Here is a 17,223-nt window from a genome sequence, read left to right on the forward strand (position 1 = left end):
TTATTATGTTTTGATGGAAGTTATATGGTGATTGTAGGGGCTGGGGGGCATGGGAAGGAAATTTTGTTTTTGTTGATCAATGCAGGGTATGATCCTTTGTCCATATGCTTTTTTGATGAGGATACATCGATTGATGCAGTCCGCTGGAAAGAGCGGAGGTTTCCCGTTTATTCTTCAAAAGAACATATTAAATCCCGCTTAGAAAGCAATTCCAGCTTCTGCTTAGGAGTTGGGAACCCCATTTTGAGAAGGAAGTTTTTTGATCTTTTTATTGCCTTAGGCGGAAACCCGGACTGGTTGGACTTTTCAGGTGTTTTCGGAACGGAAGTAGGACATGGGGATTTAATGCCTTTGACTTTCGTGGGTCCGGAGGTAACTATTGGAACAGGAGTTTTAATCAATACCGGCGCCCAGATTCATCACGAGAGCCAAGTGGGGGAATTTTCTGAAATTGGGCCTAAGGCAATTTTACTGGGGGGGACAAAAGTCGGTTCATTTTGTAGATTGGGTGCCGGTGCAATTATATTGCCTGGGGTAACATTGGGAGATGGGGTAATTGTGGGAGCCGGTTCGGTGGTAACCAAGAATTGCACCGCTGGCCAGGTGTTAAAAGGGGTACCGGCAAAGTCGAATACTTAATTAAATCAAGTTAAATCATTCATAAATCCAGGTGAATTCCTAAACGTAAACTTTAAAAAAATTAGACTTATTTAATATTATTCAATGCTCAACAAGTACCTAACCAACTTCAATTATTTCTATTCCCAGCTGAAGTACAGGGTTTTTATTTCCCTGGGACTAAGTTTGATGGTCGGGGTTTTGGACGGTTTTGGGTTGGCAATGTTTATTCCGCTTTTGCAGATGGTTGACAAGGATGCCAAACCTGATTCTGAAAATTTTGGCGGAATGAAATTCCTGATTGAGGGGTTGGACAAGATGGGTTTAGGGTTGACATTGCAGTCTGTATTGATGTCTATTTTGTTTTTTTTCATTCTTAAGGGCCTAATGAAATTTGCGCAGGGATACTATAATGTTCTTACCCAGCAGCTTTTCATTAAAAAGCTAAGAATTGATTATGTAAGGAAACTCGGGAATTTTCAGTTTAAATCTTTTGCGAACATTGATTCTGGGATGGTTCAAAATACACTCAGTGGGGAAGTAGGAAGAGTGTCCACTGCATTTAAGACGTATTTTAGCGCTGTACAAGCCGGGATTTTGGTGGGGGTATACTTGGTTTTGGCCATGATAACCAATTTTCAATTTGCCGCCCTGGTTGCTATTGGGGGAGGGGTTTCCAATTTACTTTACAATAGGATATATAAAAAAACCAAGGAGACCTCTAAACGAATAACAAAAGGCGGACATGCCTACCAAGGCTTGATAATCCAAAAGGTGGCATTCTTCAAGTATTTGAAAGCTACGGGATTAATGGGGAAATTCTTTGATAAGCTGAAGGATTCAATCGAGTACATTGAAAGTAGCAATAAAAAAATAGGCTTTTATAATTCACTGGTCGTTGCCGTTAGGGAACCGATGGTAATCACTGTGGTGGTTTTGATTATTTTGGTTCAGGTAAACATTTTTTCAGAAAGTATAGGGGCGATTGTTCTTAGCCTGCTGTTTTTTTACCGTTCGCTTAATGCCCTTGTTGAACTTCAAAACCAATGGAATAACTTTTTGAATGTGACAGGATCCCTGCACAATATGATCGAATTTGGAAAAACACTGGATGGTGCACAGGAAGGTAACGGTACCAGGGAATTTAAGCACCTGCAAGAAGGGATCGAGTTTAGGGATGTAAGTTTTTCTTATGAAGGCAGACCCGTGTTGAATCAAGTTGACCTACACATAAAATCAAGATCAACTGTTGCATTTATTGGGGAGAGTGGCAGTGGTAAAACTACCCTGGTCAACCTTATAGCAGGCCTCTACAAAACGGACAGGGGCGAGATTTTTTTAGATGATATACCTATAATCGAGCTTGAAAAACTCAGTTACCATCGCAGAATAGGTTATATTACCCAAGAGCCTGTTATTTTTTCAGATTCTATATTCAATAACATAACCCAATGGGCTCCAAAGACGCCCCAGAATATTCAGAAATTCTGGGAGGCATTGGAAAAAGCCTCCATTGATAAGTTTATCTCCTCATTACCAGATCAGGAGGAATGTTTATTGGGGAACAACGGGATCCAAGTCAGCGGTGGACAAAAGCAACGTTTATCAATTGCCCGGGAATTGTACAAGGATATTGATATTCTGATTATGGATGAAGCTACTTCAGCGCTGGATTCGGAAACTGAAAGAATTATTAAGGAGAATATTGATTCTCTCAAAGGACAATATACGATGATAATTGTTGCCCATCGTCTTTCTACGATAAAAGCCGCTGACGAGATTTTTCTCTTGGATAAGGGAGAGATCGTTGCAAGTGGAGATTATAAATCGCTCATAGAAAAATCTGACCAGGTTAGAAAAATGGTAGAATTACAAGAAGTTTAGCAATAGATGTTTACTGACAAATCAATTTTAATTACCGGTGGTACCGGATCATTGGGAAAGGCTTTGACCAATTACATTTTGGATAACTATCCAACTATAAAACGTTTGGTTATTTTCTCCAGAGATGAACAAAAGCAATATCAGATGGCTTTGGATTATCCTCACGACCAATATCCGATGATAAGGTTTTTTATCGGGGACGTGAGAGATAAAGAACGCCTGATCAGGGCTATGAAAGGAATAGATTATGTCATTCATGCGGCAGCCATGAAACATGTACCCATTGCAGAGTATAATCCTGATGAATGCATAAAAACAAATGTTTATGGTGCACAGAATGTGATTGATGCTTGTTTTATGACGGGCGTGGAACGTGTAGTCGCCTTATCCACGGATAAGGCATGTGCCCCTATTAATTTGTATGGTGCAACCAAACTGACTTCGGATAAGCTTTTTATTGCAGCAAACAATATTAAGGGAGATAATCCAATTCGATTTTCAGTAGTCCGATATGGGAATGTAATGGGATCCAACGGTTCTGTCATCCCATTTTTTCTATCCAGAAAGGCCACAGGTATACTTCCGATCACTGATCCCCAAATGACCCGATTCAACATCTCTCTAATTGGTGGTGTGGAAATGGTAATGCATGCGTTGCAACATGCGTGGGGGGGCGAATTGTTTGTACCCAAAATCCCCTCCTATAGAATTATGGATGTAGCAGAAGCGATTGGTCCTGATTGTGAAAAACCATTTGTGGGAATCAGGCCCGGTGAGAAGATACATGAAGAAATGATTACTTCTTCGGATTCGTATTTCACCTACGATCTTGGAAAGTATTATGCGATTCTTCCGGCCACCCATAAATGGAAACTGGAGGATTTTATTCAGGAGTTTGGAGCAACAAAGGTAAAAGAAGGCTTTCAATACAATTCCGGTGAAAATACAGAATGGGAAAGCGTAGAAAGCATGCGTAAACTTATTCAGGAGCACGTAGACACTTCATTTCATATATAAGATGATGCCAATCCCATACGGACGCCAATCCATAACGGATGAAGATGTCCAAGCTGTCGTACAAACGCTTAAGTCTGATTACCTTACTCAAGGTCCAAAAATCAAGGAATTTGAAGAAGCATTCGCTGCATACATAGGATCGAAATATGCTGTAGCTGTAAGCAACGGTACAGCAGCCCTACACCTGAACTGCATTGCGCTGGGAGTGAAACCTGGTGTAAAAGTTATTACCACCCCGATTACTTTTGCTGCATCAGCTAATTGTGTCCGCTACTGTGGTGGAGAAGTTGTTTTTGCGGATATTGACCCTGAGACCTACCTACTGGATATTGCAAACGTCCGTGAGTTGTTGGAAAAAAGTCCTAAAGGGACGTACAGTGGGATTATTCCTGTAGATTTTGCAGGGAGGGCTGTGGACCTGGAGGCTTTCCGAAAACTTGCAGATGAATATGGTCTATGGATTATAGAGGATGCATGCCATGCACCGGGTGGTTTTTTTGTGGATAGTGGAAAAAATCAACAGTCCTGTGGAAATGGTAACTATGCTGAATTAGCAATCTTTTCTTTTCATCCTGTTAAGCATATTGCTGCAGGTGAGGGAGGAATGATCACTACAAATTCAAAGGATTTGTATGAGAAGCTGCTGATACTTAGAACGCACGGAATTGTTAAAGAAGATTTGAACTATCAGAATACCGGTTCGTTTGCCGTTGGGATGAACCCCGGTATTTCTTCAGAGGAACCTACGGACTATCCGGCATGGTACATGGAAATGCAGGAATTGGGCTATAACTACAGGCTCTCTGATATTCAAGCTGCTTTGGGATTAAGTCAGCTGGGCCGGGCAGAGGAAGGGATAGAGCGGAGGAGGGAGATTGCCACAAGGTATCAACAGGCATTTTCAGACAGGGATTTTGTCCTTAGTCAGTCCGGTATAGTGGAAGGGCATGCCTACCATCTATATATTCTGGAAGTAAAAGATCGTCTGGGGTTGTATAACTGGTTGAGAGAAAAGTCTATCTATACCCAGATCCATTATATCCCTACCCACTTAATGCCCTATTACAGGGAGTTAGGTTGGAAGCAGGGAGATATGCCTTTCGCTGAAGAATATTATCGTCACTGCATCAGTTTGCCAATGTATCCCACCTTATCTCCTGATGAGCAGGGATTTGTGATAGATTCAGTACTCGCGTACTATTCTGAAGAGAATCAGTACTAAGTGCATTAGCGATAATTTGAAATTTTAATTTAGAATTTGTGTCTGCATCAACTCCTGGGAAAAAGCTTTGCATCATACCTGCCAGAGGTGGGAGCAAGCGAATTCCGCGAAAGAATATTAAGGACTTTTTGGGAAAACCGATTATAGCTTATTCTATCGAAGCTGCACTTAATTCAGGGCTTTTCGATGAGGTGATGGTATCTACAGATGATCAGGAGATAGCAAAGATTGCATTGAAATACGGCGCTAAAGTTCCTTTTTTGAGGTCTTCCATTGCGGCTAGTGATTTTGCAACACTGGCAGAGGCTATCGAAGATGTAAAGATCAACTATGAGCAACTTGGAATTTCATTTCAATATATTTGCTGCTTGCTTCCAACTGCTCCGTTAGTCAATACAGAAATCATCTTCAGGGGATTTGAAGAGCTTATATCAAATTCTGTAGATTCTGTAAGGCCAGTAGTTCAATTTTCCTACCCTATCCAAAGAGCCTTAAGAGTAAAAAATGGAAAAATATCATTCTTTTATCCAGAAAACATGTCGATTCGGTCCCAAGATCTTGAGCCTGCCTTTCACGATGCGGGGATGTTGTACTGGATGAAGTACAATGTAGGGCTTAAAGGTGACAATAAATATGGATTTGAGATTTCAGGAGACTGTGCGCAAGATATAGATAATGAAACAGACTGGAAATTGGCTGAGCTTAAGTTTAAATTAATGGGATCAAGGAAATAATGGATTCATACTTTTTTGTACCAGGAAATAGGTTACATAAAATTAATGATGCGCTGATAGCAGAAACAGCTCATATTATAATAGATATGGAAGATGCCATTAAGGAATCAGAGAAATATACTATTCTGAAACAACTTGAGGAAGAGCCAAACTATAAAAACCATTATATCAGGATTCCCATATATGATATATTTGGAAAAATAGATACTTCTAATTTTGAATATCTTTTAAGCTTGGGGTATACAAAATTTGTATTACCCAAGTTACTTTCACTAGATAACTTCCAGCTTGTTTTTCCAGTTTTTGAGAAAAAGACGGTGGAGATCATACTTCTGATTGAGACCCCTAGATTTTTAATGGAAGTAAAAGATGTTTTACTTAGATTTAAACCATACATCGTTGGAATAGGGATAGGGAGTCATGATTTTATGTCCATAATCGGCGGAATACATTCTTTGCAAAACCTTGAATATCCCAGACAACAGATTCTGTATCTTGCAAGGTTGATTGATGTTAAAGCGATCGATTTTGCTTCGATGGAGCTGAGCGATGCAAAAATATTTGAAACAGAACTAATTGATGGGTTTCAAAAAGGCTATGATGGGAAATTTTTAATTCATCCTTGGCAGCTGCAAATTTTAAGGAATACTAATTTTTATACTTTGCAGGATTATACGTGGGCCTTATCAATAAATGAAAAATTAGATCAGGTTGGAAAACCGTCTGAATTTTCACCTATTATTATTGATGGTCAGGTTATTGAAAAAATGCACCTTAAAAAGGTGAATAAAATTTTGCAACTATACAAAAAATGAAAGCAAGTAATTTTGGAAATTATTATGAGGATTTTGTAGTAGGTGATGTAATCGTGCACTCGCTTTCAAAAACCATTTTTGAAAGCGATAATAATTTGTTCAGTTTACTTACCATGAATCATCATCCTTTACACCTTAACCTGGATTATAGTTCTTCCCAGCAGCATTCAAAAATCTTAGTGGTGGGAACATTGGTTTTTAGCGTAGTAGTAGGGATGACCGTCCCGGATATCAGTGGAAAAGCAATTGCAAATCTAGAATATGAGTATGTGAAACATCTAAACCCTGTTTTTCTAAATGATACTATTTATGCAAAGACAGAAATTCTGAACAAATGGGAATCCAAATCCAAAAATGACAGGGGTATAATCTATGTTGAAACAATTGCCTATAATCAAAACCAAGTGCCTGTTCTTAGTTTTAGAAGAAAAGTGCTAATCCCAAAAAAGAAGGTGTCATGAATGAATACTTGATGAGGAGTTTGATGTTTGTTCCTGCGCATAGCGACAAATTTATGCAGAATGCAACCAACGTAAACGCGGATGTATTGATTTTTGATATTGAGGATTCTGTCCAACCTATAGAGAATAAGCAGGTGGCCAGAGTTAAAATAATTAACTATATAAAGGAAGGGAAATTCCAAGGGAAGGTAATTTATCTCAGGATTAATGACAGGGAAAGTGGAGAATTGCTCAAAGATGTAACCCAATTATGTATTGAGGGTGTGACGGGATTTATGTACCCTAAGGCCAAAAGCGGTGATGATATTTATTTTTTTGATAAGCTCTTGGAGACTATAGAATATGAAAGGGGGATAGAAATTGGACACTATAAGATTATTGCTCTTATAGAGACTACTTCAGCAGTAGTCAATATACAAGAGATTTGTACTGCTTCTAAACGGTTAGTTGCAATAGCTTATGGTTCTGAGGATTTTATTACTGATTTAGAAGGTATTCATGATGAAGAGCATATCAGTCTGTTCACTCCAAGAGCATTGATTGCTATGGCTGCTAGGGCAAACAATATAATACCTATCGATACGGTCCATGTGAGAGTAAAAGATTTGGAGGATCTGGAGAAAAATCTGATCCTTTCAAGGAAATTGGGATTTGAGGGTATGTTGGTTTTGAGTCCGGTCGAACTTCCATTGGTACATCAATATTACTCTCCACGGGAATCTGAAGTAACTTATTTCAATGAAATCCTTAGGCTTGATGAGGAAGCGAGAAAAAGTGGTAAAGGAGTTGCCATTATGAACGGTAAATTTGTTGGTCCTCCTTTTGTGTTGCAGGCAAAGAAAATTTTGAAAAAACTTGAATTGATAAATAGCAAAAATCAATGAAAAAATTGATAATTATTGGAGGATACGGCAATGGCACTGTTGTACAATCGACTGTGGAGGACATTAATGCGCTAACTCCGGAATGGGAAATTTTAGGATTCCTTAATGATAAGGAAGTAGGATTAATTAATAATTCACCTGTACTAGGTCCAGTAGATAAAATAACTGTTGATAAGTATTTAGAGGATCCGGACGTATTTTTTTTCTATTCCTTAATCTCAGTAAAATTAAATTTCAAGTTTTTGAATAAACTTTCTGATTTGAAAATTCCCCGTGAAAGATTTGCAACGATTATACACCCGACGGCTGTAATCTCAAAATTCTCTGAAATCGGTTATGGCACTTGCATTCAACCTTTAGTGGTGGTGGGGCCTAATACAAAAATTGGAAATCATGTGCATATTTTTGCGCAAGCGTTGATTGGGCATGGTGCGAAGTTGGAGGATTATAGTTATGTGGCCAACAATGCGTGTATAGGGGCTGATGTTAATTTGAAAGAGGGAGCTTATCTCGGTACTAATGCCACCACCTTGGAATTTGTGACTTTAGGTAAATGGTCAATCACGGGTATGGGGGCTGTAGTGCTTAAGACTGTTCCTGATTACGCGAAAGTGGTCGGAAATCCCGCAAGACAAATTGGAACAGTCTTAGAATGAGTAAATTCCTATTCAGGGTCGACGCTGGGGGCAAGGTTGGTTTAGGACATTTTTATCGTAGCTGGCACTTAGCAAGGGAATTAAAAAAGCGGGGGCATACAGTAGAATTTATCCATAGAGCCTCCCACTTTTGGAAAAACCTGGTGGGTTTTGACTTTATCCATAGTAATCTTGACACTGAAAAAGAACTTGTACAAACGTTAGCTATCCTTAAAGCGGGGGATTTCCACACCTTTTTTGTAGATGGAATGTTGGAATTTGAGGAAGAAGCATTTAAGACAATCAAGGAGTTGGTCAAGGTTGTGTTTTATCAGGTTAATACAGCTTCCAGACACCTTTCTGATATATTTATTTTGCCATCCATCCACCAGGAAGCTGATTTTTTTAGCGTATTTGATTCCAAAACGAAAATTTTTCAAGGTTTGCGGTATTTCACATTTAATCAAGATATCTCATCCCTTAGTACCAAACCTTTTGAAAGTTTGGAAGATGTAAAGAATGTTGGGATTATTACTGGCGGGAGTGATCCTGAAAATGTTCTGCTCAGAGTTTATAATATGATCGATTTTAAAGAGTTCGAGGGTATTATATTCAGCTTTTTTTTTGGGGAAAACTTTTTGCACTTGAATACTATACCTTTAAAAGTTCCAAAAAATGTAGTATTTAGTCCTTTTGATTTTGACCAGATTGTTCAAACAGAGCTACTGGTGTCAACCTTTGGGGTGAGTACCTATGAATTTATGTGTTTGGGAATGCCGATTTTAAGTTTGGGCCATCAAAAATCAAATGCATATGCATCCAAAGTATTGGCGCAAAGAACAAACGCCATATTTCATTTGGGTGATATCAATGAGTTAAACAGTAAAGACCTAATCAGGAGTTTGAAGAGGTTTATTAATGATAAATCCAGCCGGGAATTTTTAGTTATAAATTCCAAAAAAACTATTGATTTAAAAGGAGTGGACAGAGTGGTAAATATTCTAGAAAATGAATAACAACAATACATTTATAATAGCAGAGTTATCTGCCAACCATAATAATAATTTTGATTTAGCTGTAAAGACAATCCAAGAAATGGCTAAAGCAGGTGCTGATGCTGTGAAAGTCCAGACTTATACTCCTGATTCATTGACCTTGGATGTAGACAATGAATATTTTGGACCTAAGGAAAGCGGGCTTTGGAAAGGGAGAAGACCTTACGAGTTATTTCAGGAAGGGAGCTTGCCCTATGAATGGCATGAGCCATTGAAAAGAGCTGCTGAAAAATTGGGATTGTCTTTTTTTAGTACTCCTTTTGACAAAAGCGGAGTTGACTTTTTAGAGAATTTAAATATCCCGATCTATAAAATTGCTTCCTTAGAGATTACAGATATTCCTTTGATTGCGTATGTGGCCTCCAAAAAGAAACCCATGATAATTTCTACCGGGGTTGCAGAATTAGCGGATATTGAACGTGCTGTAAATACCTGTAGAAAAGTGGGCAATGAAGATATAACACTGTTAAAATGTACTTCTGAGTATCCAGCTACAGTTGCTCAGGCAAATTTGCTGACCATCCCTAACCTCAGAGATACGTTTGGTGTTAAAGTAGGCGTTTCAGACCATACGATGGGAAGTACTGTGCCGGTAGTAGCGGTGTCTTTGGGAGCTTCAGTAGTTGAGAAACATTTTATTTTAGAAAGAGGATTAGGCGGCCCTGATTCGGGGTTTTCTATGGAGCCTGATGAATTTAGAAGGATGGTTAATTCGGTGCGGGAAGCAGAGATTTCCTTGGGGAAAATTACCTACCATGTAAGTGAGCCTAACAAATTAAGAAGAAGATCATTATTTGTTGCCCGGGATATTAACAAAGGCGAACTATTTACCAGTGATAACATACGTTCTGTGAGACCTGGAAATGGTTTGCATCCTTGCCATTATGAAGAAATAATAGGGAAAAAGGCGAAAATGGACTTAGTAAAAGGCCAGCCCCTCGCGTTTCATCATTTTTAGCAACTATGAATATATTTGCAGTAAGAGGGCTTTGTAGCTTGAAATTAAACACTGGCAGTGATTAACCTTATCCAGAAAATGGATATTCTTGGATTTCTGTTATAATAGACCTGTCTGTGCAGAAAAAAATATTAGATCGAAAATACTCATTAAAATTATAATCGTTACAACTAATGATTCCTGTTACTAAGCCGTTTCTTCCTCCTAAAGAAGTTTACAATGCCTATTTGGATGGTATATGGAAGCGTCAGTGGCTGACTAATATGGGGCCGCTTGCCAGCGAGCTTGAAATTCGGATTAAAGAACGGGAAGAATTAAATCACCTGTTATTTGTCACCAGTGGTACCATTGCCCTTCAGATAGCCATTAAAGCACTGGCCTTGAAAGGGGAAATAATCACAACTCCTTTTTCTTTTATCGCAACAACCAGTAGCATTGTATGGGAAGGTTGTAAGCCAGTGTTTGTAGATATTGACGCATCCAGTTTGAATATTGATGCCAATAAAATTGAGGCAGCCATCACCAAGGATACTAGTGCAATTTTGGCTACTCATGTGTATGGGAATCCTTGCGATGTTGAAAAAATTGCTGAAATAGCCAAAAAGCATAACCTTAAAGTCATCTATGACGGAGCCCATGCTTTCGGGGTGAAGTTGAAAGGAAAATCAATATTTGATTACGGTGATGTTTCTATCTGTAGTCTACATGCTACCAAGCTTTATCATTCCATAGAAGGGGGCTTGATAGTGGCTCAGGATGCCACAACTTTAAAGAAAATGGAGTATATGCGGAATTTTGGATTTGCAGGACCTGAAAGATTTGCCGAGCTTGGGATTAATGGGAAAAATTCGGAATTCCATGCTGCCATGGGACTAGCCAACCTGGATTATCTGGACGGTATTCTCCAACAGAGAAAAGAACTGACCGAGCGTTATTGGCATCGCTTAGTCCAGTCCAAATTAGCTGCTCCTATTTGGCACAAGGCAGCTACTAATAACTATGGATACATGCCGGTCATATTTGAGAATGAGGAGGTTTTGCTAAAGTGTATGGAGCAATTAAAATTAAGGGAGATTTTTACAAGAAGATATTTTTATCCGTCCTTAGCTGCAATCTTACCCTATTTAGAATCTGTTCGAATGCCCGTAACCGAGGCGTTGGCCAAGAGGGTGCTTTGCCTTCCACTGTATTATGATCTCGCCGTCGAGGAGGTGGATTTAATCTGTAGGACCATGCTTAATGCAAAGAATAATTAAAATCTAGTTAATGAAATTTTATACTATTGGGATTTCCTGTATTGGAAGTGGGGTTGGAGAATCCGTAATTAATTCCTGTCGCTTGTCAGGTTTACAATTGAAGACTGTGGGGCTGGGAACAAATCCCTTCGCTTATGGGGCGTACGCCTGTGATGCATTCGATTATACCCCCACTATCTATGCTTCAGATTTTGTAGATAAGCTAATTGCAAAGTGTAAGGAGCATCAAATCGATCTTCTTATTCCGGGTAGAGATGATGAAGCATTTATATATGCTAAGAATAGAGAAAGATTTGCACTTGAAAATATCGAAATCCTGGCAGCGAGTGAAGACATGATTTCGATTTGTAGAGACAAAGAAAAAATGAGTCGGGAGTTAAATCCTATAGTAGATGTTTTTGTGAAATGCTATCAAAAAGATAGTATTTCAGAACTCATTGCTAAAGGGGAAGCCGAATATCCCCTGCTTGCAAAGCCTCGAAGTGGATTTGCTTCGATGGGGGTGGAAATCATAAGAAATGAAGCAGACCTAGGGAAAATATCTGATGATCATATTGTTCAGGAATTAGCAGTGCCTACCCCTGATGATCCCAATTATCAGCTATATATGAATGGTATAGCCAAGAATCAAAATCCCCAGGTTTCGGAGATTTCGATCCAATTGGTTTTATCCAAAGAAGGGGAGGTAATTGGTAAAATGGCTTCCTATAATAAATTAAACAACGGAGTTCCGATTGAGATTTTACCTTATGAAAATGAGGAAATCTGGGCAGTTGTGGATAAACTTCTTCCAGTTTTCAAAGAGAAAGGATTGGTTGGCCCTTTGAATATTCAAGGCAGATTGACTAAGAAAGGCCTCAAAATATTTGAGATGAATCCCCGGTTTACCGGCATTACCGGATTGAGGGCTTTAATGGGATTCAATGAGGTAGAAGCCTGTATAAAAAGCTGGCTGGGAATAGGGCCAAATTTAAAAATTACCATCAACACTAATCGGTTTGGGATCCGGCAGACCGCAGATAAAGTACTCGCATTTGACAGGAATGAACTAGCTCAATCACTTGCACAACAAGCCAGTCCAAGTGTTTTTCCCCTGACAAGGACCATCTTGGTTACAGGTGCATCAGGATATTTGGGAAGGAGCTTGGTAAAAGAATTGAATACCAAACCGCAGGTCCGGGTGATAGCCATGGGAAGGAGCCTGGACAAGTTAAAGGAACTTTTTGGTAAATCCGGAATAGAATATTACGACTATTCGGCTCTTTTCAATGGGGAATTTGCAGTAGGGAATATTGATATCGTAATCCATTCGGCATTTGCAAGACCTCATTGTACTGAAACTGAAATAGCAGAAAGTCTAGCTTTCACCTCAGACTTATTTGCATGCCTGGCAAGCCATCAGATTCCGTATATTATCAATTTATCCTCCCAGAGCGTATACGGTCAGACCCTTGCACCTTTATGGAAGGAGTCAGACCCTGTTGCTCCGACTATGCCCTATTCACAGGCTAAATATGCCTCTGAATTAATGCTCAAATCAATTGCTAAGCTGTACCCCCATATTACAACCACCTCCTTAAGATTGGCAGCCATATCGGGAGGGAAAGAGGGACTGGTACCGGTAGATCTCCTTTCCAAATTGGTATTGAAAGCAATGAAAGGTGAAAAACTAGTAATAATCGGCGGTAAGCAGGAACTGGAAATAATGGATGTGAGGGATGCGGTTACCTATATCGTTCGATTCACAGAGCAAATCAGCCCCTCTTCTGAGGAAGTGTACAATTTGGGTGCTGAAGGTATTTATAATATAGTGGACATCGCCAAAATGGTCAAACGTATAGTTGAAGATCAATCCAATCAGAGAATTGTTGAATTGGAGCTGAAACCCACAGAGACAGATTTGAAATTTGGCATGGACTCCTCCTTGATCAGGAGCAAGTTGGGTGTAACTCCCGAGCATGACCTTGAATCTATCGTTAGATCACTTGTTGCATTTTTTTATACAAATACCCACTAATGAAAGTATTAATTTTTGAAAGTTGGCACGAAGCTCCCCAATTCGAAACTAGTTTGGAATTGGCAGAAGAATATGCTGAAAAAGGACATGAAGTACATTACGTGCATATCGGGGGAATTCTTCCTTATGTAGAATGGTATAATGGAATAGACAAGGGGATTTCCAAAGGACTCTATAAAAGGAGTGTTCAGCACAAGATAAATTTGGCGAAGAGGATAATAAATCCCCATATTCGAGTATCTACAGATTCGCTGCTGTCTGTTAAAGAAGTTGAATGTTTGGATAATGAACTGATATTTAAGAATCTTGAAGAACTTAAAAAGTATGTTTGGGAAGGGATTGATATCGGGTTAGCTGCTGCCTCTTCGCATATATCAGTCACCAACGATCTTGATCCGGATACTATAGCGGATAAAGCGGTCATCAATCGAATTATACATTCCTCCAAGATTGTTGCTACTTCCTTCCAAAAATGGCTGGAGAAGGTTGAGCCGGACTTGGTACTTTTCCGAAATGGGAGGGTAGCTACCTATCGTCCAATCCTTCGCATATGTCAACGGCAGAAACAACATTTTTTCATACATGACCGGGCTTGTAATAAATTTCATTATTCCCTGGGGACTAATTATAGGCACGATTGGGAAATGAGGAAAGATGAACTGGAGGAAAACTGGGAAAAGTCAGCCTTACCCCTGAGCACCAAGCAAAAAATCGGTCGTGAATTTTTTGAAGAAAGAAAAGTAAGGAAAAATGATTCTTTTAGAGTCCATGCCAAAGATCAACAGGTAGGCCTGTTGCCAACTTCTTGGGATAAAGAGCACTTCAATGTCGTTTATTTCAATTCCAGCATATCAGAATATGCCGCCGTGGGCGATGAGGTGAATCCTCATGTGCTTTTTGATTCGCAAGAGCAGTCTCTGGTTGAAATTGCAAACCATCTTTCCAACAGAGCCAATGCAAAATTATACCTGCGGCTTCATCCAAACCTGCTCAACCAAAGTGAGCGGGAGAAAGAATTGTGGTATAATCTCGCCTCAGATCAGCTAGAAGTGATAAAGCCGGATTCTCCAATTGATACGTATACTCTTATAGAGCAGGCAGATTTGGTGATATGCTATCTCTCTACTGTCGGTGTAGAGGCAGCCTACAGCGGAACTCCTACCATTTCCCTAAGCCATTCTTTGTATTCACGGTTAAATGTGGTCTATCAGCCTTCCACAAAACAAGAGTTGTTTGCCTTGCTGGACACTAAGAATTTGCCCCCCAAACCCATGGATAGAAGTCTTGAGTATGGGTTTTATATGAAAACACATGGAATCAGGCATAAATATTTCCAAGCCATCACTCATCGTGCAGGGAGGTATAGGGGAGTTAATTTACAGAAACTTGATTTCAAGCAGACGAAGAAAAAGTTGATCAGGCCCTTCAAGAAGATCTATAAAAAGTTTATAAAAATGAAAAAAGGCTGATATCCGAATAATGAAAGTTAATCAAAATAGCTCTTCTAAAGTAGTAGTGAGCATATGTTGCCTGACCTATAATCACGCAAATTTTATTGAGCAGGCAATAGAAGGATTTTTGGCCCAAAAAACAGACTTTTCGTATGAAATTCTTATCCACGATGATGCATCCACAGATGGGACTACGGAAATTATCCAGACTTACCAGACGCGTTACCCTCACCTCATAAAGCCGATAATCCAGAAGGAAAATCAATGGTCTAAAGGTCTCCGTGCTGTATCTGCAACCTATAATTTCCCAAGAGCAGCGGGGAAATATATTGCCATGTGTGAAGGGGATGATTATTGGACAGATCCTTTAAAACTTCAAAAGCAGGTTGATTTTTTAGAAAATAACCCAGATTATGTCATTACCTATCACGATGCAATGGTTATTGATGACCATGAAAAAGTAATAAAAAAGTCCAAGATGCCTGATCACAGCAAAAGGGATTATACCCAAAAGGACCTGATAGGGGGTAAAACGAATATTCTGACTTTGTCAATGGTTTTTAGAAATCTGGATAGTATCAAAGAAAAGGCAGAAGAAACTAGCTATTTTATGAACGGGGATAATTTTATCACCGCGCAGCTAGGTCTGTCTGGGAAAGGGAAATATTTTTCAGAAATCAAACCTGCAGTATACCGGCAACATGCCGGAGGCGTATGGTCAGATATTTCCAAAGAGAAAAAGATCGCCAATAAAATCAATACCCATTATTGGATGTATCGATACTTCACAAGAATCGGCAACGAAGATGCTGCAAAACTTTATTTGCGTAAATTATCGGGGAGTGTCAGTTTAACTGACAAAAAATATCGTTTCATTCTTGTGAAACATGGAGTATTCGCGCGGATAATTTCAGGGATTTCTCAATTTTTCCTGAAATTTTAGTTTTTTAGATAGCACGCTTATTCATATTATGAATATTCTTTTTTATACAAATAGATCCCCTTACAAAACGACAAGCCAGGGTGGGGCAGAAACTTCTTTGCGATTAATTGCTTCCAAATTTGCAGCCTTGAATCATACTGTGATTTATGTAGCCAGAGACAGGCAAGTGCAGTTAAAAAAAATAAGCCAAGTCAACGGCGTTACTGTTATCCATATAAAAGAGTTTGACTTTCCTTTTTCAAAATCTGGAATCGGCAAAAGAATAAAAGAGAGGTTAAACGAGTACGTGACTTTTCTTTTGATGCCGCCTATATTAAGAAAAAATAAAATAGACATAGTCCATACCTATTATTTGCTGCGTCCGTGTTTGTGGTTTTTGAAATTTAAGGAACAGAAAAAGTTTGATTTTAAGCTGGTTGTCAGAATGGCTGGAATGCATTGGGAGAAATCCATTAGGCTGAAGCCTACACTCAAAAGCCAGTACCAACAGATCTTCACGCAGGCTGATGCATTGAATTTTATTTCCAGTGGCTTATATACTATGTTTTTGGATGCTACCGAGCAATTGGGTTTATCCAGGGGTACTGGGTATTTCATCAAAGATATTGGTGTGGAGCCGTCTATTTCAGAAGGTGCAAAATGGAAGCAGGACCAACAGGTTACCTTTAAATTGCTGATGGCGACCAGAATGGCAAAGCTGGCCAAGCGCCATGATCTTCTTATCAAAGGCCTGTCTGAACTTGATCCCAACATTGCCTGGGAATTGACACTTGTAGGAGAAGGGGAGAAAAAAGAAGAAATTGAGCAATTGATTTTAAGGTTGAATCTGCAGCACCGGATTCAGATCTTACCTTATATGAACCAGGAGAAGCTGAAAAAGTTAATGCTTGCTTCTGACTTACTATGTCTTGCTACAGATTATGAAGGATTGAGCAAAATCGTAATCGAATCCATGTCAATAGGTTTACCTGTGTTGGCATCTGATGTAGTACCCTTGAACCAATATATTATTGATGGTGACAATGGCTATTTGGCAAGCAACACCGTAGATGGGTGGAAGGATAAATTGACCAAAATTATCAAGAATAGGGAAAATTTGGCATTTGTTTCCAGTCGATCAATTGAATTTATTGAAACTAATTACAATTCTGATAAGAATATTCTTACTTACGAAAAGGAATTTCTAACCTTATTGGAGAAAAAATCACAGACAATCTCATGAAATCGAGCATGTCACAAGCATCACACACAGGGACGATTATAATGCATGCGA

16 protein-coding genes are annotated in these 17,223 nt (G+C 39.2%); all 16 read left to right on the plus strand.

Translation table 11 applies throughout. From position 1 onward, the window contains the following. Positions 1-24: 24 nt before the first annotated feature. Positions 25-639, plus strand: coding sequence for a PglD-related sugar-binding protein (locus AS141_RS02140; protein ID WP_057935965.1), 615 nt, complete (start codon positions 25-27; stop codon positions 637-639). Between the two features lie 84 nt (positions 640-723). Further along, a complete protein-coding gene (locus AS141_RS02145; protein ID WP_057935966.1) occupies positions 724-2,502 on the plus strand; it encodes an ABC transporter ATP-binding protein in 1,779 nt (592 codons plus the stop codon). 6 nt (positions 2,503-2,508) lie between these two features. Further along, positions 2,509-3,519 (plus strand): UDP-N-acetylglucosamine 4,6-dehydratase (inverting), encoded by a 1,011-nt coding sequence (pseB, locus tag AS141_RS02150; protein ID WP_057935967.1) that lies wholly within the window; start codon positions 2,509-2,511, stop codon positions 3,517-3,519. A gap of 1 nt (position 3,520) precedes the next feature. Next, the gene (gene pseC / locus AS141_RS02155; protein ID WP_057935968.1) at positions 3,521-4,741 is read left to right on the plus strand and encodes a UDP-4-amino-4,6-dideoxy-N-acetyl-beta-L-altrosamine transaminase; all 1,221 of its coding nucleotides are present in this window, start codon (positions 3,521-3,523) and stop codon (positions 4,739-4,741) included. Positions 4,742-4,779: 38 nt separating this feature from the next. Continuing rightward, positions 4,780-5,475 carry a pseudaminic acid cytidylyltransferase gene (pseF, locus tag AS141_RS02160; RefSeq protein WP_057935969.1) on the plus strand — a complete coding sequence of 232 codons (696 nt, stop codon included), beginning with the start codon at positions 4,780-4,782 and terminating at the stop codon, positions 5,473-5,475. Further along, entirely contained in the window at positions 5,475-6,290 is an 816-nt protein-coding gene (locus AS141_RS02165) for an aldolase/citrate lyase family protein (protein WP_057935970.1), read from the plus strand. The genes pseF and AS141_RS02165 overlap by 1 nt, the downstream gene beginning before the upstream one ends. Then, positions 6,287-6,751, plus strand: a complete 465-nt coding sequence (locus AS141_RS02170; RefSeq protein WP_057935971.1) for a MaoC family dehydratase — start codon at positions 6,287-6,289, stop codon at positions 6,749-6,751. The genes AS141_RS02165 and AS141_RS02170 overlap by 4 nt, the downstream gene beginning before the upstream one ends. After that, positions 6,748-7,635: an HpcH/HpaI aldolase/citrate lyase family protein gene (locus AS141_RS02175; RefSeq protein ID WP_057935972.1), complete on the plus strand. Its 888-nt coding sequence runs from the start codon at positions 6,748-6,750 to the stop codon at positions 7,633-7,635. Before AS141_RS02170 ends, AS141_RS02175 begins: the two co-directional genes overlap by 4 nt. Continuing rightward, positions 7,632-8,291, plus strand: a complete 660-nt coding sequence (locus AS141_RS02180; protein ID WP_057935973.1) for an LbetaH domain-containing protein — start codon at positions 7,632-7,634, stop codon at positions 8,289-8,291. The genes AS141_RS02175 and AS141_RS02180 overlap by 4 nt, the downstream gene beginning before the upstream one ends. Beyond that, entirely contained in the window at positions 8,288-9,286 is a 999-nt protein-coding gene (locus AS141_RS02185) for a hypothetical protein (RefSeq protein WP_057935974.1), read from the plus strand. The genes AS141_RS02180 and AS141_RS02185 overlap by 4 nt, the downstream gene beginning before the upstream one ends. Then, the gene (gene pseI, locus AS141_RS02190; protein ID WP_057935975.1) at positions 9,279-10,283 is read left to right on the plus strand and encodes a pseudaminic acid synthase; all 1,005 of its coding nucleotides are present in this window, start codon (positions 9,279-9,281) and stop codon (positions 10,281-10,283) included. The genes AS141_RS02185 and pseI overlap by 8 nt, the downstream gene beginning before the upstream one ends. Before the next feature lie 173 nt (positions 10,284-10,456). Then, positions 10,457-11,539: a DegT/DnrJ/EryC1/StrS family aminotransferase gene (locus tag AS141_RS02195; protein WP_057935976.1), complete on the plus strand. Its 1,083-nt coding sequence runs from the start codon at positions 10,457-10,459 to the stop codon at positions 11,537-11,539. 10 nt (positions 11,540-11,549) lie between these two features. Further along, positions 11,550-13,556 (plus strand): NAD-dependent epimerase/dehydratase family protein, encoded by a 2,007-nt coding sequence (locus tag AS141_RS02200; RefSeq protein ID WP_057935977.1) that lies wholly within the window; start codon positions 11,550-11,552, stop codon positions 13,554-13,556. Further along, positions 13,556-15,025 carry a glycosyltransferase family protein gene (locus tag AS141_RS02205; protein ID WP_057935978.1) on the plus strand — a complete coding sequence of 490 codons (1,470 nt, stop codon included), beginning with the start codon at positions 13,556-13,558 and terminating at the stop codon, positions 15,023-15,025. The genes AS141_RS02200 and AS141_RS02205 overlap by 1 nt, the downstream gene beginning before the upstream one ends. A 10-nt stretch (positions 15,026-15,035) precedes the next feature. Continuing rightward, positions 15,036-15,950 (plus strand): glycosyltransferase, encoded by a 915-nt coding sequence (locus AS141_RS02210; protein WP_057935979.1) that lies wholly within the window; start codon positions 15,036-15,038, stop codon positions 15,948-15,950. A 28-nt stretch (positions 15,951-15,978) separates the two neighbouring features. Continuing rightward, positions 15,979-17,172 carry a glycosyltransferase family 4 protein gene (locus tag AS141_RS02215; protein WP_057935980.1) on the plus strand — a complete coding sequence of 398 codons (1,194 nt, stop codon included), beginning with the start codon at positions 15,979-15,981 and terminating at the stop codon, positions 17,170-17,172. The last annotated feature ends 51 nt before the right edge of the window (positions 17,173-17,223 follow it).

Source organism: Algoriphagus resistens (assembly GCF_001442615.1).
Lineage (GTDB): Bacteria > Bacteroidota > Bacteroidia > Cytophagales > Cyclobacteriaceae > Algoriphagus > Algoriphagus resistens.

What these genes read in the sequence shown, in the direction of transcription:
- AS141_RS02140 (WP_057935965.1), top strand. Translation starts at nt 25, where the DNA reads ATGGTGATTGTAGGGGCTGGGGGGCATGGGAAGGAAATTTTGTTTTTG.
- AS141_RS02145 (WP_057935966.1), top strand. Translation starts at nt 724, where the DNA reads ATGCTCAACAAGTACCTAACCAACTTCAATTATTTCTATTCCCAGCTG.
- pseB (WP_057935967.1), top strand. Translation starts at nt 2,509, where the DNA reads ATGTTTACTGACAAATCAATTTTAATTACCGGTGGTACCGGATCATTG.
- pseC (WP_057935968.1), top strand. Translation starts at nt 3,521, where the DNA reads ATGATGCCAATCCCATACGGACGCCAATCCATAACGGATGAAGATGTC.
- AS141_RS02165 (WP_057935970.1), top strand. Translation starts at nt 5,475, where the DNA reads ATGGATTCATACTTTTTTGTACCAGGAAATAGGTTACATAAAATTAAT.
- AS141_RS02170 (WP_057935971.1), top strand. Translation starts at nt 6,287, where the DNA reads ATGAAAGCAAGTAATTTTGGAAATTATTATGAGGATTTTGTAGTAGGT.
- AS141_RS02175 (WP_057935972.1), top strand. Translation starts at nt 6,748, where the DNA reads ATGAATGAATACTTGATGAGGAGTTTGATGTTTGTTCCTGCGCATAGC.
- AS141_RS02180 (WP_057935973.1), top strand. Translation starts at nt 7,632, where the DNA reads ATGAAAAAATTGATAATTATTGGAGGATACGGCAATGGCACTGTTGTA.
- AS141_RS02185 (WP_057935974.1), top strand. Translation starts at nt 8,288, where the DNA reads ATGAGTAAATTCCTATTCAGGGTCGACGCTGGGGGCAAGGTTGGTTTA.
- pseI (WP_057935975.1), top strand. Translation starts at nt 9,279, where the DNA reads ATGAATAACAACAATACATTTATAATAGCAGAGTTATCTGCCAACCAT.
- AS141_RS02195 (WP_057935976.1), top strand. Translation starts at nt 10,457, where the DNA reads ATGATTCCTGTTACTAAGCCGTTTCTTCCTCCTAAAGAAGTTTACAAT.
- AS141_RS02200 (WP_057935977.1), top strand. Translation starts at nt 11,550, where the DNA reads ATGAAATTTTATACTATTGGGATTTCCTGTATTGGAAGTGGGGTTGGA.
- AS141_RS02205 (WP_057935978.1), top strand. Translation starts at nt 13,556, where the DNA reads ATGAAAGTATTAATTTTTGAAAGTTGGCACGAAGCTCCCCAATTCGAA.
- AS141_RS02210 (WP_057935979.1), top strand. Translation starts at nt 15,036, where the DNA reads ATGAAAGTTAATCAAAATAGCTCTTCTAAAGTAGTAGTGAGCATATGT.
- AS141_RS02215 (WP_057935980.1), top strand. Translation starts at nt 15,979, where the DNA reads ATGAATATTCTTTTTTATACAAATAGATCCCCTTACAAAACGACAAGC.